We start from the raw sequence: 17,855 nt of genomic DNA on the forward strand, positions 1-17,855 counted from the left end.
ATTTAAAGTAATATGAGCGGTTTCTACAAAAAAGAAGACTAAACACGCACATTAGTGGCGCATTTAACCCTACTCTAAATAGACTAAATAATTTGCGTTGACTTAATGGTAGTTCGAATCTATACTATACTATACCACTCGGATTTATACAATATAGAGAGGGGGTATTTAGTATGGGAAGAAAATTTTCTTCCAACGCATTTAGTTTTACCTACGGAAGACTACAACATCATTCCTTCTATAGTATTTTGTTATTTTTACTTGGTTTGCCGGTTCATATAATTACTTTTATACTCTTTTATTTAAAAAAACAGAAGGATCCTCATTCTTCCTTAAAAAGCGATTTAAAGTCTGCATTTGAGGCAAGGGGAGTACGAGAGGAACTGTACAAAGAGTATAAGGAACAATATGAACGAAAGCATACCTTTTTTAATGAAAAAATTAATAAAGAAAAAATGACGGCGGAAGTAAATAAACTAGTAGAAGATCGAATAGAAAAGCTTGTATCTACTGAAATGGAAGAAATACATCAGTTAAAAGGCACGAAGCCTCTTACTTATACATCCTATTTTCAAAGTATGTTAGAAAATACAACATTTCTCATTATTTCATTTATACCAGGCTTATTGATGTACCTTTTGTTAGGTATATATAGTAATGCGTTCAGTAAATTTATTTTTGAGAGACTTATTATGAGTATCTTTGTGATAACGGGTGTTTCCATTCTAGTATTTACTATTTTATACCTGTCACCATTTGATCCAGCTGCCAATCTTTTAGGGGAAAGTGCAACGAAGGATCAGATTGCTGCATTCAACCAAATGCACGGGTTAGACTTACCTTATTTACATCAGTTATGGAACTCTGTAAAAGGCATCGTAACATTTGATTTAGGAGCATCCTTTACAGGAAATGAAGATGTCGCAACAAGTATTGCAAACAAGTTTCCAGTTACGCTAATGATTGCTATCTTATCTTTAGTGATGGCCGTAGTAATTGCGATACCAGTAGGAATTATATCTGCAACAAGACAAAACTCTTTCTTAGATTATTCATTTATGTTCATTGCTTTGATCGGCTTGTCCATCCCCAACTTTTGGCAGGGACTTATCTTTATCTTGAACTTTTCTATTAAGCTACAATGGCTTCCAGCAACCTATAGTCCTCAAAACTATTTGTCCATTATTATGCCTGTAGTTGTGCTCGGAACAGGCCTTACTGCTTCGGTAGCGAGAATGACACGTTCATCCGTTTTAGAAATTATAAATGAGGATTATATAATTACCGCAAAAGCGAAAGGCTTAAACCAACGCCAAGTACTTTGGAAGCATGCAATAGGAAATGCAATGATTCCAATCATTACGGTTATTGGTCTACTGTTTGGCGGAATGCTAGGTGGAGCAGCTGTTACAGAGAAAGTATTCAATATTAGTGGTATTGGGAGTTATATTGTCGATAAACAGTTTATCCCCGATATCCCAGCCATTATGGGTGGAGTTATTTATATTGCAATAACCATTTCCTTAGTGAACGTGCTCATCGACATTTTATATGCATTTTTTGATCCGCGTATAAAATCTAAGATGAAGCAACTGTAAGAAGTAGGTGTAAAAGTGGTATCTAAAAAACAACATGCACTAAAGCTGTCACGAGAATATACTCAGGCAAACTTTGCTGGAGTATTATCTCTTCTACTGACAATAGTTTTATTGTTTAATAGCTTTAATTTTGACATGGGTACGTTAAAGCCAATTGCTAGTAGTATTTTAGCTATATATGCATTTTTTACAGCGTTTCAGTATTTTATAATCTGGAGAATGAAACGAGAGCTTTTGAGTTTAGGGCATTTAAAAAATGCTACTAGAAGGCTTGGCTATGTCCAAGTAACCGCTCTATTAACTGGTAATATCTTCATAGCATCATTCGGTTTTAATTTGATCAAGGAGAAGAAAACACCAGAATACACATTCAGCATTTGGATGATTTTCACCCAGCTTTTTATTCTAGTTATTTCTGCATTGAATCTCTTTAAACCATATGTGTCGGACACTTTTTTACCCGCAATGGGTGCTTTACTCGTAATTTTAATAATCCAAGTGTTTACTTTGGTGGCTGTAGCTAGGTATGTCAGTGATGAAGGTGCGCCTGGGTGGATGCAGGGCTTAGCGATTGTATTAATTATCACTTCGTTGACAGGTAATATTTTCAACTTACTGCTTGGCGTTAGCTTAATCATTAAAACGCGTAGTAACAGTCTGTCACGAATAGTGAAGTGGAACACAATGTGGGATAAAATCACTCGTAATTCTACAGCTATACTGGGAATGTTCTTTATCGTTCTTATGTTCGCGTTATCTGTCTCTAGCCGTTTTACTTTTGACTATGATATGGCAGTAGAGAATAACTATGAGGCACTGCTTCAGTCGCCAAGCCTGGAATACCCGTTCGGTACAGATAATTATGGCAGAGATGTATTTTCTCGAATTATCTTCGGGGCGAGAATTTCTCTAATTGTAGGCTTTGCTTCTACGTTAATACCATTCATAGTGGGAGGGGCATTAGGAGCATTGGCTGGATATTACAGCAAACGTACAGATAACATCATTATGCGTTTGCTTGATATTTTGTACGCAATTCCAGGGATATTACTTGCCATTGCAATTATTGCAGCATTCGGAGCAAATACTACGAATCTTATACTAGCTTTGAGTGTTGGTTCTATTCCGACATATGCTCGAACAATGCGAGCGAATGTGATGATGGTCTCGAATTACGAATATGTAGATTCTGCCCGGGCTTTAGGGGCTTCCAATCTATCGATCATCTTTAAGCAAATTGTTCCAAATTCCCTTGCACCTATGATTGTCAAAGCTACACTTACAATAGGTACAGCAGTAATTGCAACGAGTAGCTTGAGCTTCTTAGGTCTTGGAGTAGAGCCACATATACCTGAATGGGGCAATATTTTAAAAATAGGTAGTACTTATTTAGAGTCTAATTCCTATTTGGCGATTATACCTGGCCTTGCAATTATAGGTCTCGTATTATCTTTTAACTTTTTAGGCGATGGACTTAGAGATGCATTTGATCCGAGAATGGATTAAAGCAAGCTCAACAAGGAGGAAAATGTAATGAAGAATACAAAAGGATTATTAGCTTTATTGTTAACGCTAGTTTTAATATTGGCAGGTTGTGTAAACACAAAATCAGACGTAGATAAAGCAACAGACAAATCTGATTCTAAAACAGAGCAGGGTAAGGTAGTAATTGAGCTGTTAGGGATGAGCACTGGGGAAGCGGACATGAATATTGTACGTGACCAGTTAATCAAAAATGGCTTCGATGTGAAATTAAATATTCAACCAGACTACGGTAGCTTCACTGCGCAAAAAGATGCAGGAAACTATGATTTAGCTTTATCTAGCTGGACGACTGTAACGGGTAACCCTGACTATGCAGTACGTGCGCTTTTCAAAACAGACGGTGATAACAGCATTATGTCTGACAAGAAAATAGATGAGCTAATCGAAGAGGCTAGCACAGAAACACCAGAAGAATACACAAAAACTTATAAAGAATTCGAGGATCTTCTCGTCTTAGAAAAAGCTTATATTGCACCGTTATATAATTCTTTTAAAGCGCAAGGAGTAAATAAAGAAGTATTGAATGCGGATACTGTGAGATTGGCTAAATCTCGTGCAATCGCATGGGAAACAATTGACTTTGTAGATGCTTCTAAACGAGATTCTGCACCACTGATCATGCAACAGGGAATCGCATCCTTAACCTCATTAGATCCTATAAAAGGAAATGACGGTTCTATTAATACACTAAATACAAATATGTACGTTCGTTTAGTTAACTTAACAGACGATGATAAAGTAGTTTCTGACGGTTCTCTTTCACTGAACCATGCAATCGCAGATGGCAATAAAGATTATTACTTCTTACTAAGAGATGATATTAACTTTGCGGCAGTAACAGATAAAAAAGCAGTAGATACTGGAGAACGTGTAGGGGCAGAGGATGTAGTATTCTCGATGAACCGTGCAAAAGACAGTAAATCTGTTCCAGATCATCGCACATTTAGCTTACACGAAAGCATGGAAAACATTGAAATTGTATCAGATCTTTCAGAGCTTGATGTGAAGCAATCAGGCAGTGATACTACGGTGAAGGAAGCTTTAGAAAATAATGTTGATACAGCAATTTCAGAGCTAGTGACAGATAAAACACAAGCAGATGCAGCTAAAGGAAAGTACCAAGTAGTTAAAATTACAACGACTAATCCATTCCCACAAGTTTTAAATTATTTGGCACATCAATCTGCAGGGATTGTATCTAAAAAACAAGTGGAGAGCATCAACACTTACGATGTTGCTACCTTCGATGTAAACAAAGATATTCCTTACGGAGATCAAAATACAGTAACAGAAGGTGCTGCTTATAACAATACGTTATATGCTAGTGGGCCTTACATCTTATCCCACAAAAATGATTATGAGGCAGTATTCGTAAAAAACCCTGCTTATATGCCAGGAACTGAAAACGAGCCGAAGATCGCAAACGTAACCGTTCGTTTCATTGCAGATGCGGATAGCGCGCTATCGGCTCTTCGCAACGGAGAGATTCATATATTTAATGGAGTTCCTGAAACAAAATACAAATTAGTTGAAGATGATAGCAAGCTAACTCTTCAGAAAAACGATAGTAATGCTGTATCTTATCTATTATTTAATACAAAAGGACGTAAAGTATCAGACAGCGAATCTTTACGTAAAGCGATTCTGTACTCGATCAACCAGGATGAAATTATTAACTATTACCAAGGAAACAAGAAAAAAGCAGTATCAACTGTAAGTCCTCTTGTAGAAACGGGTAACGAGCTTAAGGCAGATGCTGCTAAGGTAGATGAGTTCTTAGAGGCTTTTAAAGCTGGCAAATAAAATAATATAAAAGAGGCTGGGACATAACTGGTAAATAAATTAAAAGAAGTGAAATAATAACGTGATTTCACTTCTTTATTTTTTTAAAGGTAACTTATTTTTTTAGGCTATATAAAAAGATAGGGTTGATTTATGAAGCAAATAAATCTTTAAATTAGAAAGTAGAATTGATTTCCGCACCAGCCGGACGCTTTCCGCGGGGTGAGCGATAAGCCATCACCCATCGCTTACGCGCGTGGTTGTGATGTCTTATCTGTCTCACTCATCCCGCAGGAGTCGCCGTCTGGCGCTCCAATCAATAATGGAAACGGCTTTTATACAGCGATAAAGATCTATAAAATTACTCGCATAAACAAAGCTTGGAAATAGACTCACACCACATTTCATAATCTCTTTATGCTTTTAATAGTTCTTTGAATTGTAACTTTTGTAATGTTTACAGTCACTATAAAAAAGAAATTTTTAATCAAAATCAACTAATAGCTTTAACAATGCTTTTTTTAATAAAAAGTTCTCTTTTATGTTTGTTTGGAGAGGAGGCGGCGACTCCTGGGGGAACAGCGCGAGCTGAAAGCCCCGCAGGAGCAAAGCGACGAGGAGATTGAAGCCGTGCCCCCGGAAAGCGTCCGCTGGAACGGAAAACAACAATGCTTTATTTTAAGGGAACTTTTGTCCCAGCCTCTTTTTGTAATTTAATTTTAGTTTTATAGGCTATGTGTTAAAGGTAAAGGTTGGTTTAACAGACAAATTAAAAATGAGCTAGGATATTTTTTCCTGGCTCATTTTACTTTGATTTTGTTTTTGACTAGCGCAGCAGTTAGTTTAGGTGTAGCATTTCAAAAACAAAAACTATCTCATGAAAAATCAACTCTAGCCTTTAACAGAGCCTTTTAAATTTACGCGTGTAAAATAACTCAAGACTCTTTTCAAAAAAGGTTTTTGGATTTTCTTTTTTCTGGATAGGTAGTTATGTCCTAATTTAGATTGTCTTACTTCCTTTTCCAAGTCAGCCATCCGTTGCTTTGCATATTCTATATCATTAATCGTAATCATTATTTTTCTCCTTAAGGAGAAGTCCAATTATATTGTTAAGGTGTGGCTAGCACCATTCCTGTTAGCCACTTTTCACCTAAATAGTGTGTTGGCAACTCCAATTTATTTTTACCTACAAATTTATTAACCTGCTTACCAATCATTTTTGGTATCATCATTTCTTTTCCTCCTTCATTTATTATTTTACCGATTAAACCAATAGCATCATTTTAGTCGACTGGGGTTTTTCTTTCCCCAACCGTGCTATCCACTTTCGAGAGATCCCTTTTTTAATAACTTTCTTCGCTGTTCCATGATCATCATCACCAGCACTCCTTTTCTTATTATTTTGTTTATATATGCAACACGCACTGCGTGAAAACACCAAAGTTTTTAAAAATGCACAAAAAAGAGCACACGCTTCTTTACATAAGCGTGTGCTCATAGAAAAAAACGGCATAACATGCCGTCAGTATTAATTATTTACAAATAAAATAATTAGCGGTTGGGCACGAAATCACTATACGATTATTTTTTGAAGTTTTAAATGTAGTCATTTTCCGTACCTCCATTTCTAATTTGAATATCTAACTACTAGAGGATATCATTGTTTATTTCTGAATGTCAACATATTTCTGAATATTATGTGTTGATTTTAGGATATCAGCCTCCAAAGCTAAGTGACTTCACATCCCAATTTGTTGCTGATTATTTTTTCTACTAATATTCACCGATTAAATCCTATTTTTTTTTCACATAGGATAAGCTATATTTTGTCTTATATGATACATGGGCATTACGGAGACTAACATTAAAGCATTTTACCCTATTTAAAATATATAAGCTTACAAAGAACAACGAGTCCTCTTCGGCTATTTAAAATATTTTAAGAAAAATCCAAACTTTAAGGGGTTGAGAATCGTTTACTATTTAGGGAAAGGAGTTTGTGATTTTGTTAACTGTTCATGACTTAAAAGAATTAATGTTTCAATATACGGAGCCATTAATACGCTTAGCTTATGGTTATGTGAAGGATATTCAGATGGCAGAGGATATTGTGCAGGAAGTATTTATAAAGTTTTACCATCAGAATAATTATGAAGAGCGTGGGGAGCTTAAGGCTTATTTAATGCAAATGACTGTTAACAAAAGCAAAGATTATTTAAAAAGCTGGGCCTATAGAAAAGTTCTTTTACAGAATACGCTTTTCCCAACAGCCGGGAAACATAGTGTGGATGAATTTGTAAAAAAAGATGAAAAATCTATTATTGGAGACGCAATACTTGAACTGCCATTAAGACAGCGAGAGGTTCTCCTCTATTTTTATTTTAATGAAATGACCATTTCAGAAATTGCCCGTTTTTTATCTATTCCTGAAAGTACCGTAAAAACTCGAATAAGTCGAGGGAGAGAGCTATTAAAAAATAAACTGAAAGGAATAGAATGGGAGGCGCTATTAAATGAATAAATATATCCCAAATAAAATCCAAGACTTAACCGACAGTAAACAACGGGTGATGCAAAATGTAGTAAATGAGATTGAAAACAACTCCAAACGACCAAAACATCAATGGCGATTTGTTGCGGTTTCTTTTGTTTTACTAGTGAGTATAATACTTTTTTTCTTTAACATTGAAAATGAACTACCATCAAACAAACTACAGGCTACATCAGAGCAACGTTTTGATTTAACAAAGCCTTCATTCATAGAGGAACGAGGAATCCTTTATCTACAGGGGGTAACGTTAGGTGACTCACAGGATCAAGTTATAGAAGACTTAGGAGAAAATTACACAATCGTACAAGAGGATGATAGTGAAGCCGACCTCATCATGGACTATGGCGGTCAGTCCAGATTCTACTTCGATGATGATAAATTGAATTCAGTAGTTTTCATGAATGTAGATGATAATTATTTCAACGAATTATTTAAAAACTACGATGGATTCAAATTTTTCACTTCCATCTATACAGACTATGATGGTCATTATTTCTACTCGAATGAAACTAATCAAGTATTAAAAGCCTTCACAGACTCTACTGATGGAAATCTTCAATTATCTTTGTCTGAATACGATTCGAATTTCTTTGTAAACGCGGAATATCTATATAAGACGCAACAGAAACTTGATAATCAACAGCATTCTCCATCAGACATTAAAATTGATTTAGTTAATCCAACAATCTTTGAGGAGCAAGGTCACCTTCACCTTAATGGAGTAACATTGGGTGACTCATCATCAGAAGTAATTGAACGCTTTGGTAATAATTATCTAATCGGTCAAGTGGATGGAGATGGCTCCGACTTCGTTTTAAATTATGATAAGCAAGCGAGCTTTTCTTTTTACGAAGATAAACTACTATCAGTAGTACTCACAAAAGTTGATAAAGACTACTTTGATCAATTATTTAATGACTATGAAGGATTTAAATTTGTTTCTGCTTCTAGTGAAGACGATAAGAATCGTTTTATCTACTCGAAAAAGACGAATAACATAATAAAAGCAACAACACAAACCCCTAACCAGGAGCTACATCTCTATCTATCCAATGCTGATCCTAACATCTTTGAAAACCCAAATTTTCTTGAAGCGATGGAACAATACCCAGATTAATTTTTAAACTATAAAGTACAAGGTTAGTTTTGGGCTATTTAGTAACATTCTTACTGGTAACGTATGTAAGTATCCAATTATTCTTGCATATAAAAAAGGCACCTGGTTTGACAAGTCGGGTGCCTTTTTCCAAAGATTATCTACATTAGCCTAAAAGAAAAAATAAAGTATGAGCACAATTACACCTAAAATAATGGAAAGCCATCCTACAATAAGTTGCTTGTAGTGATACAATGCTACGAATCCTAAAACAATTGCAGCTAAGCCTAGCCAAATTGGGTAGAAGAAAAAGCCTACAATTGCTAGCACGATACCAAGAAGCCCTATCCATAATCCTGCGTTATTAACCATTTTATACCCTCCTTATCATGTCGTGTTATGAGAACGAATTACACAGCTGTTCTTATAAACTAGTATATGAAGGGGGATACTAAGACTGTTGAGCAATATGCTAGGGGTCTTTCTAGTAAGAACATTAAATAGGTATAGCGATGGAGCCGTGCTTGTAAAAGGTATAGCACGTTTAATATTAAATCGACGAGTTTTCTAGTTTTTTGGATAAAAAAAAGAAATGAAGACAAATTTATTTTAGTTTGTCTTCATTCCATAAGAGATAGACTTCTATTATTTCCCGCCTAAAAGGTCAAAAAGTCCACCAGTTATGCTTCCTTCACCTTTAGATCCTCCACCTGGAGTTTGGGGAGCAGCAGCAAACACTCGACTCGCTAAACGGCTAAATGGAAGGGATTGAATCCACACTGTTCCAGGGCCACGAAGAGTAGCGAAGAATAATCCTTCACCACCAAATAGAGCTGTTTTAACTCCTTTAACCATCTCAATGTTATAGTCAACATCTGAAGTCATAGCTACTAGGCAACCCGTGTCCACCCGTAATACTTCCCCAGGTCGTAAAACTTTTTGGTGTATCGTTCCGCCAGCATGAACAAATGCTAGACCGTCCCCTTCGAGCTTTTGCATGATGAATCCTTCACCGCCAAAGAATCCAGTACCTAACTTTCGTTGGAATTCAACTCCCACGGAGACTCCTTTAGCTGCTGCTAAAAATGCATCCTTTTGGCAAATAATTTTTCCTCTATACTCGCTTAAATCCATTGGGATAATCTTTCCTGGATAAGGGGAGGCAAAGGAAACGTGTTTTTTACCACTACCTACGTTAGTAAAAGTAGTCATAAACAGACTCTCACCTGTTATTAACCGTTTTCCTGCGCCCATTAATTTACCCATAATCCCACCGCCACTACCCCCGGAGCCATCTCCAAAGATAGTTTCCATAGAAATGCCATCCTCCATCATCATTAAGCTGCCAGCCTCAGCTACAACCGTTTCCTGTGGATCCAGTTCAATTTCAACAAACTGCATATCGTCCCCATACAACTTGTAATCTATTTCATGATTATTCATTCTTTTTTCCTCCTCGGTGTAATTAAATAACTATACGAATGATAAAATAAAAGGTTCCTGTTTTTTTACAGAGCAATACCTTCATCTACTACTCTCGAAGCACTGATTAGGCTTTTATGCTAGTAATTTCTTGATTTCTTATGTCGTGGTGCTAGTTTTATAAAAGGATTTTATTAAATTTTTCTTAATTTTTAAATTTTTAAAGGATTTTATTAGTAATTATAGAATTTATTATATATGTAAACGTTTTCAATTTTAAGAGAGAGAGGTAAGGATATGAAACTAACAAATTTTATTAATGGAAAGTGGCAAGAGGGAGAGGCTTCCTATACCGCTGTTTTAAATCCCGCAAACGGTGAGCAACTAGCAGAAGTAAGAATGTCTACAAAAGAGGATGTAGACGCTGCAGTAGAGGCTGCAGTGAAGGCACAAAAGAAATGGGCATTAGTTCCGGCTCCAAAACGAGCGGACTACTTATATGAAATTGGCAGACTGATGAAAGAAAGAAAAGAACACCTAGCTCAAGTACTGACAAAAGAGATGGGGAAGGTCATAGAAGAAGGTCGTGGAGAAGTGCAGGAAGGAATTGATATGGCCTTTTATATGGCTGGTGAAGGAAGAAGACTTTTCGGAGAAACGACCCCTTCTGAGCTGGCAGACAAATTTGCCATGAGTGTTCGTGCCCCAATAGGTGTTGTAGGACTGATTACACCATGGAATTTCCCTGTGGCTATTGCTACGTGGAAGTCGTTTCCAGCTTTAGTTGCGGGCAATGCATTTATCTGGAAACCTGCTACAGAGACACCAATGATGGCATATGAAATGGCTAAAATATTTGAAGAGGTTGGTCTGCCAAGTGGCGTTGCAAACGTCGTATTTGGTTCCGGTTCAGAGGTGGGAACAGCGATGATTGAGCATAAGGACGTAAAAGTTATTTCGTTTACTGGCTCTACAGATACGGGAAGTAAGGTAGCTGAGCTTGGCGGTAGACATTTAAAGAAGGTCTCCTTAGAAATGGGCGGTAAAAATGCCGTAATTGTTATGGAGGACGCAGATTTAAATCTAGCTGTAGACGGAATTCTTTGGAGTGCATTTGGTACAGCTGGCCAGCGCTGCACCGCATGTAGTCGAGTGATTGTGCATAAAGATGTGAAGAAGAAACTGGAGAAAATGCTTCTAGAAAGAATGGAGAAGCTGACAATTGGTGATGGGATGGATGAAACAGTCAAGGTTGGTCCAGTTATCAACAAGGCAGCATTAGAGAAAATCCACTCCTACATTCAAATTGGAAAAGAGGAGGGGGCTAACCTTGTTGTAGGTGGTACGATCCTTCAGGATGGTGATTTAGCTAAAGGAAATTACTATGCTCCCACTCTTTTTACAGATGTGAAACCGGATATGAGAATTGCTCAAGAAGAAATCTTTGGCCCGGTTGTTTCATTAATTGAAGTTGAATCATTAGAAGAAGCAATTGAAGTAAACAATGGAGTGAAATTCGGGTTGTCCAGTTCTATTTTCTCTAGAGATATAAATAAAATATTTAGAGCTCAACGAGATTTAGATACGGGGATTGTCTATGTTAATGCTGGAACGACCGGTGCTGAAATACATCTTCCGTTTGGAGGAACAAAGGGTACAGGGAATGGCCACAGAGATTCTGGAGTTGCAGCTCTAGACGTTTATACAGAGTGGAAGAGTATTTATATAGATTACAGTGGGAAGTTACAAAGAGCTCAAATAGACACAGAATAAGGGGGAAGTCGATATGAAGGTAGCTGTATTAGGTGCAGGTTTAATGGGGAAGGAAGCAGCAAGAGATTTAATCTTGAGTCCAAATGTGGAGAAAGTATATTTATGTGATTTGGACGTTGGGCAGGCCAATATGTTTAAGGAAAAAATGCAAAACTCTAAAATTGAGGTTTTAAGATTAGATGCAAATGACGATGCCAACTTAATAGAAGTGATGAAAAAGGCTGATGTCGTGATCAATGCGCTGTTTTACTCATTCAATGAGAAAGTGGCTAGAACCGCAGTCGAAGTAGGAATCCACTCTATTGACCTTGGTGGTCATATTGGAGGTGCTACAGATGCTGTGCTTTCGTTAGATGAAAAGGCACAAGCGAAAGGGGTAACGATTATTCCGGATTTAGGAGTCGCTCCGGGGATGATCAATATTCTTGCAGGCTATGGTGCTAGTAAATTAGATGATGTTACAGATATTCACCTATATGTTGGAGGAATACCTGTAGAACCAGAAGGGATATTCAAGTATAATATCGTGTTTTCATTAGAAGGAGTATTTGATCACTATACAGATTCTTCTCATGTAATAAGAAATGGTCAATTAGAGGAGATAGATTCGTTAACAGAGGTTGAGCCAATCAAGTTTGACGGGTATGAGGAACTAGAGGCGTTCCATACAGCAGGGGGGACATCCACTCTAACTAAATCATTTCCTAACGTTCAAACATTAGAATATAAGACGATTCGCTATAAAGGCCATGCAGAGAAATTTAAGCTACTGGTAGATTTAGGTCTGACAGATAAAAATAAAACAGTTAACGCTGGAGGAAATATTGTAAACGTTCGGGAAGTATTGAAAGAAGTGCTGACACCGTCTCTTCTCTTAGGAGATAAAGAGGACGCAGTGCTACTAAGAGTTATTGTTAAAGGTGAAAAAGATGGAAATGAAACAATTTACACGTATGAAATGGCAACTCAAAAGGATCCTTTATCTGGCGAAACTGCTATGGCTCGTGCCACTGCAAATACCATTTCAGTTGTTGCACAAATGATTGGCAATGGTGTAATTACAAAACCAGGCGTTTCTACACCGGAGCTAATTGTGCCAGGTGAATTATATATTAAGGAAATGTCTGCTAGAGGCGTTGAGATAAAAGAATATGTAACAAGAGGTGAAACAGTTTGAATTTTGAATTCTCTGAGGAGCAGGTGCTTCTACGAAAAACAGTAAGGCAGTTTGTCGATAATGAAATTATCCCTCACATTGCAGAGTGGGAGGTAAAAGGCTCGTTTGACCCAATTATCTGGGAGAGACTTGCTAGCTTAGGATTAATGGGAGTATGTATTCCAGAGCAGTATGGTGGAAGTGGCATGGACTATAATTCTCTTGCTATTGTTTGTGAAGAGCTAGAAAGAGGAGACACCGCTTTTAGAACGGCTGTCTCCGTTCATACAGGCTTAAACTCCATGACCATACTACAGTGGGGTACTGAGGAGCAAAAGAAAAAATACCTGGAGCCACAAGCTAAGGGAGAAAAAATTGGTGCGTTTGGTCTAACTGAGCCTGGTGCAGGTTCAGATGTGGCAGCGATGTCGACAGTTGCCGTTTCAGATGGAGATCATTATATTTTAAATGGACAAAAGACATGGATTTCTTTATGTGATGCAGCGGATCATTTTATAGTCTTTGCTTATACGGACAAGTCAAAAAAACACCACGGGATCAGTGCATTCATTGTCGAGCGCACAATGCCAGGCTTTTCCTCTAAAGCGATCAAAGGCAAATATGGTATAAAATCGGGTAATACCGGTGAAATTTTCTTTGAAAATATGAAAGTGCCAAAGGAAAATCTATTAGGAGAAGAAGGCGAAGGGTTTAAAATTGCTATGTCGGCTTTAGATAATGGTAGATTTACTGTAGCTGCTGGAGCAGCAGGTCTTTCACTTGCTTGTCTTGAAGCGAGTGTTAAGTATGCAAAAGAGCGTGAAACCTTTGGTAAGGAAATTGGACGGCACCAGCTTGTACAGCAAATGATCGCTAAGATGGAAGCCGGTCTTCAAATGAGTCGTCTGCTAGTTTATCGTGTTGGTGAGCTGAAGAATAAAGGGGTCCGTAATACAAGAGAGACATCCTTAGCAAAATGGCAAGCTTGCGATTTCGCGAATAAAGCAGCGGATGATGCAGTTCAAATCCACGGTGCGTATGGTTATTCAGATGAATATCCCGTAGCACGTTACCTAAGGAATTCTAAGGCTCCGGTCATTTATGAAGGAACGAGAGAAATCCATACCGTTATGCAAGCGGAATATGTCCTCGGATATCGAGAAGATAAAAAATTGAACAAAATGCTTCCAAAATGGCCTTTTGAAGAATAACAAAAAAGGGGATTAGGTTATCCTCAACAATATACTATTAAGGCAGACCAATTAGCTATTCACTGGTCTGTCTTTTTGTTGTATATAAGTTTTAGGTTGAAATCCTCTTAAAAATGAATGAAAATTAGCGTTAAGATACAAGTAAGAAAATCATATACACAAGCTAGATGAAGGGGGAGATTGGTTGAGTAATTACATAGATTTTCAGTGGCGAGTCACAAAGTACAACCCTGAATTTAGGGATGAAAATGGTTACTATACGTTAAGGGAGGAATGGACTTGTCCTTCTGAAATGGGAAAGACCATTAACGGAAATGAATTCACTTTGAATGAATATCTCCAAGTTGAGGCCGCTTATATTGATTCAGTAATCAAATTTATAGAGGAAACCAGTATTGATTCATTGCGAATCTTACAGTTAGAATGCACTATTTCAGAAGAAGACAAAACATCTCCTTTATACGAAAAAGAATTTGAAACAATGGTTCTTAAAGAAGATGCACTGGTAAACAAAAACGATATACGCTTAATTTGCAAAATGGTTTTGAGAAATTTTATATGGTGTCAATTATATAGTAAGAACAATTTCTTTGTACATTTTGGTTGGGATTACTATATGTATATTGGGTCCAAAGTAAATTGTCTTTCCGCTATCGAGTTTGCCTCCAACAATGGATTGTTTGTTGAACAATGTGCGTCACCATATTATTTCTCTGAAGAAGATACTACAAGGCAAATTCAATGGAGTGAAATTGACGATGAATCAAAAGTGATTGTCGGTGAAGAGGAACTTAAAAATGTTCCACTAAATGAGTATCAGAGGATTTTTAATTTGACCCAAGAACATCCAGTGATTGGTTCATTTCATTTAAAAAAAGAACAAATGGATTTTTTCCAAACATTCTTAAAGCATAAGATGAATTTTGATAAATATGAGTATAGTTTTTGGGGCGGATATTAAGAAGATTTTGAGACAAAAATCTCCTCCAAATAAAAAAACTCAAAAATTTTACAATCTGGTAAAGTTTTTGAGGCTTCGATTGAAATTCCTGTAGTTGTTTTCCGTTACAGCGGACGCTTTCCGGGGGCAAGACTTCAATCTCCTCGGCGCTTTGCTCTTGCGGTGCTTTTGCGCTCGCTTGTTCCCCCAGGAGTCGCCGCTTCCACTTCAAACAACAAACAGATTAATTCAATAAGAAAAAAAGCTACCTAAGCAGCTCAACGGTCTTTCATTAAAGTACCAGTTAGTTGAAGAAGGTTTTGCACTCTTTGGAGCAACATTGTACCTATACAGAAAAAAGAGACACCATAATAAAATGATGACTCTTTCAGTGTCTCAGACAAATCTCCAAAAGTATAATTCATCTGTTTCTTTATACATTTTCGCCCCTGATTTTTCTAAAACCCTGTGTGATGGAATATTATCTTTATCTGTATCAGCAATAACAAACATAACATCGGGCTGATTTAACAACCAGTTTTTCAAATTATTAATGGTTTCCGTCATATAGCCGTTACCTTGGAATTCAGGGAGAGTATAGTAACCTATTACTACTTCACCATTTTCATTAGGAAGACCTTTTATCATTATTCCTCCAACACTACAGTTTTTCTCTTTCGACACGATTAACCAATTGGTATACCATACATAATTTTCCTCATCACCTAACAACTTTGAAAGTCTTATTTCCATAGCTTGTTTAAGTTCTGGACTAAGAAATCTATCTGAATCATTTAAAGATAACCTTAGTTCCATTTTCTGTGGATTATCAATTAGTAATCTTAGATTTTCTGCACTTAGTGGAATTAATCTTAATCTTTCTGTGTCTAATTCAATCATTATTACACTCCTATCATAATTTTGCACGTCATTTTATAGACAAAAACAAATTTTAAAATAGGTATATATTATTGGCAGCTACTCCCGTTACATTTAATCCAAAGTAAAGGATGCATCAAACTTTGCAATCCGATATTAAATGGTTCCTAAAGTTTATCATTCCAGAAATCTCATGTAAACCATGCCATTAATCGAATAATTATTTTATACAGAATATTTTTCATCCTTGTTCAACTTAACTGAGCTTTAGTTTAAGTGTAAAGTTGCACAAACAAAACCAACCCAAGCCTATAACGTAGCTAAAAATAAAAAGACATGAAATCAATTTGTCGATTTCACGTCTTTTTTAATTATTATCTATTTATGTCCCAGCATCATTTGCTATCTATATTATTGCATTTTTCTAATCAAGGAGACCCTCCGTTTATGAGAACGATCTTCTTACATATTTCAGGGAATGTATAATAAAATTTTTTAGAAAAAGAACAAACCGATACTAATAATGACACCACTTAGTAACAGGACAAACACACAATAGCCCATGATGTCCTTCGCCTTCAAACCTGCGATTGCCAAGGCTGGTAATGCCCAGAAAGGTTGGATCATATTTGTCCACGCATCTCCCCACGCGATAGCCATGGCCGTTTTTGCATAGCTAAGGTTAAGCGCAGATGCAGCTTCTAGCATAATTGGTGCCTGCACTGTCCATTGTCCGCCCCCTGAAGGGATAAAGAAGTTAACTATCCCAGCCGCATAAAACGTGAACAAGTAAAACGTGTGCTCATTCGATATACTAATAAATGCCTCAGAAACAACTCCAGCTAAACCGGATGCAACCATCATACCCATGATCCCTGCGTAAAAAGGGAATTGGATAACAATATCTCCTACAGTACTAGCGGCATTTTTAACTGCCATTAAAAAGTTTCTTGGTGTTCCATGACAAATAATGCCAAGCGTTACGAAAATCAAGTTAACAATATTTAAGTTTAAGTCGAAGCCCTTAGTGACAAAGTGGTTAACCAAGTAAACCAGACCAAGTAGTCCGATTAAACCGGTCAATATATAGCTTCCTTCCAGTCTTTGTGCAGGAGTAGGTTTTTCAGTTGATTTTTCCTCAATCTTTTCTTCTTCTAGTAATGCCGGGTCAATTGAGAAAGTATCCTCCTTACTTGGCATCATCCATCTGTTTAAAAGAGGTACGGAAATAAATAGCGCAATAACAATAATTAAATTGTACGGTGTAAATAATGTTTCCGAAGTTGGCACGACTCCCATGATATCAGCAAATGGATGTCCCTCGGTTGCAATAGAAAGTGGTATTGAACCTGCGAGGCCACCATGCCATATGATAAAGCCTGAATAAGCACTAGCAATTAATAGGCGGTAATCCACATTTTTAACCTGCTTGGCAATTTCCTTTGCAAATAAAGCACCAATTACTAAACCAAACCCCCAGTTAATCCAGCATCCGATTAAAGAAACAACAGAAACTAATAGAATGGCTGAACCAGGTGTCTTAGCTATTCCAGCTAAGGAACTTAATACTTTTTTAAAAAACGGGCTGCTTGCTAATACATGACCTGCCAAGAGAACAACAACCATTTGCATAGTGAACGATAGTAAACCCCAAAAACCATCTCCCCAGTAGGTTGCCATTTCCAATGGTGTGGAATCTGTTAAGAACACCCCTAGTAAGAATACAAGTAGAGTAAGTATTGCAACAAATATGTATGGATCAGGTAAGAATCTGACCATTAAAGTGTTTGAAAATCGTGTTAACGCTTTCAATTTTATTTCCCCCTTTGTTTTTTTACATCCCCTATTAATCTATGTTATAGGAAAGAGAGAAAATTCTCTATATTTTAATTAACATTTTTC

The 17,855-nt window shown here is 36.9% G+C and carries 15 protein-coding genes; 9 read left to right on the forward strand and 6 right to left on the reverse strand.

Annotated elements, in window-relative coordinates; all coding sequences use genetic code 11:
- The first annotated feature begins 173 nt into the window (after positions 1 to 173).
- Genes NSQ95_RS02445 through NSQ95_RS02455 form a run of 3 tightly spaced genes read left to right on the forward strand, consistent with a single transcriptional unit; the run spans position 174 to position 4,946 of the window.
- The gene (locus NSQ95_RS02445) at positions 174 to 1,598 is read left to right on the forward strand and encodes an ABC transporter permease (protein ID WP_340885746.1); all 1,425 of its coding nucleotides are present in this window, start codon (positions 174 to 176) and stop codon (positions 1,596 to 1,598) included.
- Positions 1,599 to 1,613: 15 nt separating this feature from the next.
- On the forward strand, positions 1,614 to 3,104 hold the full coding sequence (locus NSQ95_RS02450; protein ID WP_340885744.1) for an ABC transporter permease: 1,491 nt from the start codon (positions 1,614 to 1,616) through the stop codon (positions 3,102 to 3,104).
- Between the two features lie 27 nt (positions 3,105 to 3,131).
- Entirely contained in the window at positions 3,132 to 4,946 is a 1,815-nt protein-coding gene (locus NSQ95_RS02455) for an ABC transporter substrate-binding protein (RefSeq protein ID WP_340885742.1), read from the forward strand.
- A gap of 870 nt (positions 4,947 to 5,816) precedes the next feature.
- Here NSQ95_RS02455 and NSQ95_RS02460 read toward each other — a convergent pair.
- Both NSQ95_RS02460 and NSQ95_RS02465 read right to left on the reverse strand, forming a co-directional pair.
- Positions 5,817 to 5,999: a hypothetical protein gene (locus tag NSQ95_RS02460; RefSeq protein WP_340885739.1), complete on the reverse strand. Its 183-nt coding sequence runs from the start codon at positions 5,997 to 5,999 to the stop codon at positions 5,817 to 5,819.
- A gap of 35 nt (positions 6,000 to 6,034) precedes the next feature.
- Positions 6,035 to 6,157 carry a hypothetical protein gene (locus NSQ95_RS02465; RefSeq protein ID WP_342560182.1) on the reverse strand — a complete coding sequence of 41 codons (123 nt, stop codon included), beginning with the start codon at positions 6,155 to 6,157 and terminating at the stop codon, positions 6,035 to 6,037.
- Positions 6,158 to 6,924: 767 nt separating this feature from the next.
- Between NSQ95_RS02465 and NSQ95_RS02470 the strand changes: the two genes are divergently transcribed.
- Together NSQ95_RS02470 and NSQ95_RS02475 are read left to right on the forward strand one after the other, a co-directional pair.
- Positions 6,925 to 7,446: a sigma-70 family RNA polymerase sigma factor gene (locus NSQ95_RS02470; protein WP_342560183.1), complete on the forward strand. Its 522-nt coding sequence runs from the start codon at positions 6,925 to 6,927 to the stop codon at positions 7,444 to 7,446.
- Positions 7,439 to 8,593 (forward strand): hypothetical protein, encoded by a 1,155-nt coding sequence (locus tag NSQ95_RS02475; RefSeq protein ID WP_342560184.1) that lies wholly within the window; start codon positions 7,439 to 7,441, stop codon positions 8,591 to 8,593. Before NSQ95_RS02470 ends, NSQ95_RS02475 begins: the two co-directional genes overlap by 8 nt.
- A gap of 150 nt (positions 8,594 to 8,743) precedes the next feature.
- Here NSQ95_RS02475 and NSQ95_RS02480 read toward each other — a convergent pair whose 3' ends face one another.
- Positions 8,744 to 8,944, reverse strand: a complete 201-nt coding sequence (locus NSQ95_RS02480) for a C4-dicarboxylate ABC transporter (protein ID WP_169359023.1) — start codon at positions 8,942 to 8,944, stop codon at positions 8,744 to 8,746.
- 273 nt (positions 8,945 to 9,217) lie between these two features.
- Positions 9,218 to 10,015 (reverse strand): TIGR00266 family protein, encoded by a 798-nt coding sequence (locus tag NSQ95_RS02485; protein WP_169359022.1) that lies wholly within the window; start codon positions 10,013 to 10,015, stop codon positions 9,218 to 9,220.
- A gap of 276 nt (positions 10,016 to 10,291) precedes the next feature.
- On the opposite strand from NSQ95_RS02485, the gene NSQ95_RS02490 reads away from it, so the two are divergent.
- From NSQ95_RS02490 to NSQ95_RS02505, 4 genes are all read left to right on the forward strand, one after another.
- Positions 10,292 to 11,767, forward strand: a complete 1,476-nt coding sequence (locus NSQ95_RS02490; RefSeq protein WP_342560185.1) for an aldehyde dehydrogenase family protein — start codon at positions 10,292 to 10,294, stop codon at positions 11,765 to 11,767.
- A 13-nt stretch (positions 11,768 to 11,780) separates the two neighbouring features.
- Entirely contained in the window at positions 11,781 to 12,944 is a 1,164-nt protein-coding gene (locus NSQ95_RS02495) for a saccharopine dehydrogenase C-terminal domain-containing protein (RefSeq protein WP_342560186.1), read from the forward strand.
- Entirely contained in the window at positions 12,941 to 14,134 is a 1,194-nt protein-coding gene (locus tag NSQ95_RS02500) for an acyl-CoA dehydrogenase family protein (RefSeq protein ID WP_342560187.1), read from the forward strand. Before NSQ95_RS02495 ends, NSQ95_RS02500 begins: the two co-directional genes overlap by 4 nt.
- Positions 14,135 to 14,318: 184 nt before the next feature.
- Positions 14,319 to 15,095, forward strand: coding sequence for a hypothetical protein (locus NSQ95_RS02505; protein WP_342560188.1), 777 nt, complete (start codon positions 14,319 to 14,321; stop codon positions 15,093 to 15,095).
- A gap of 375 nt (positions 15,096 to 15,470) precedes the next feature.
- On the opposite strand, the gene NSQ95_RS02510 is transcribed toward NSQ95_RS02505, so the two are convergent.
- Together NSQ95_RS02510 and NSQ95_RS02515 are read right to left on the reverse strand one after the other, a co-directional pair.
- The gene (locus NSQ95_RS02510) at positions 15,471 to 15,974 is read right to left on the reverse strand and encodes a GNAT family N-acetyltransferase (protein WP_340885716.1); all 504 of its coding nucleotides are present in this window, start codon (positions 15,972 to 15,974) and stop codon (positions 15,471 to 15,473) included.
- 474 nt (positions 15,975 to 16,448) lie between these two features.
- Complete coding sequence (locus NSQ95_RS02515; protein WP_342560189.1) at positions 16,449 to 17,765, reverse strand: short-chain fatty acid transporter; 1,317 nt, start codon at positions 17,763 to 17,765, stop codon at positions 16,449 to 16,451.
- Positions 17,766 to 17,855 lie beyond the last annotated feature (90 nt).

Source organism: Psychrobacillus sp. FSL W7-1457, from assembly GCF_038593405.1.
In the GTDB taxonomy this organism is placed as follows: Bacteria; Bacillota; Bacilli; order Bacillales_A; family Planococcaceae; genus Psychrobacillus.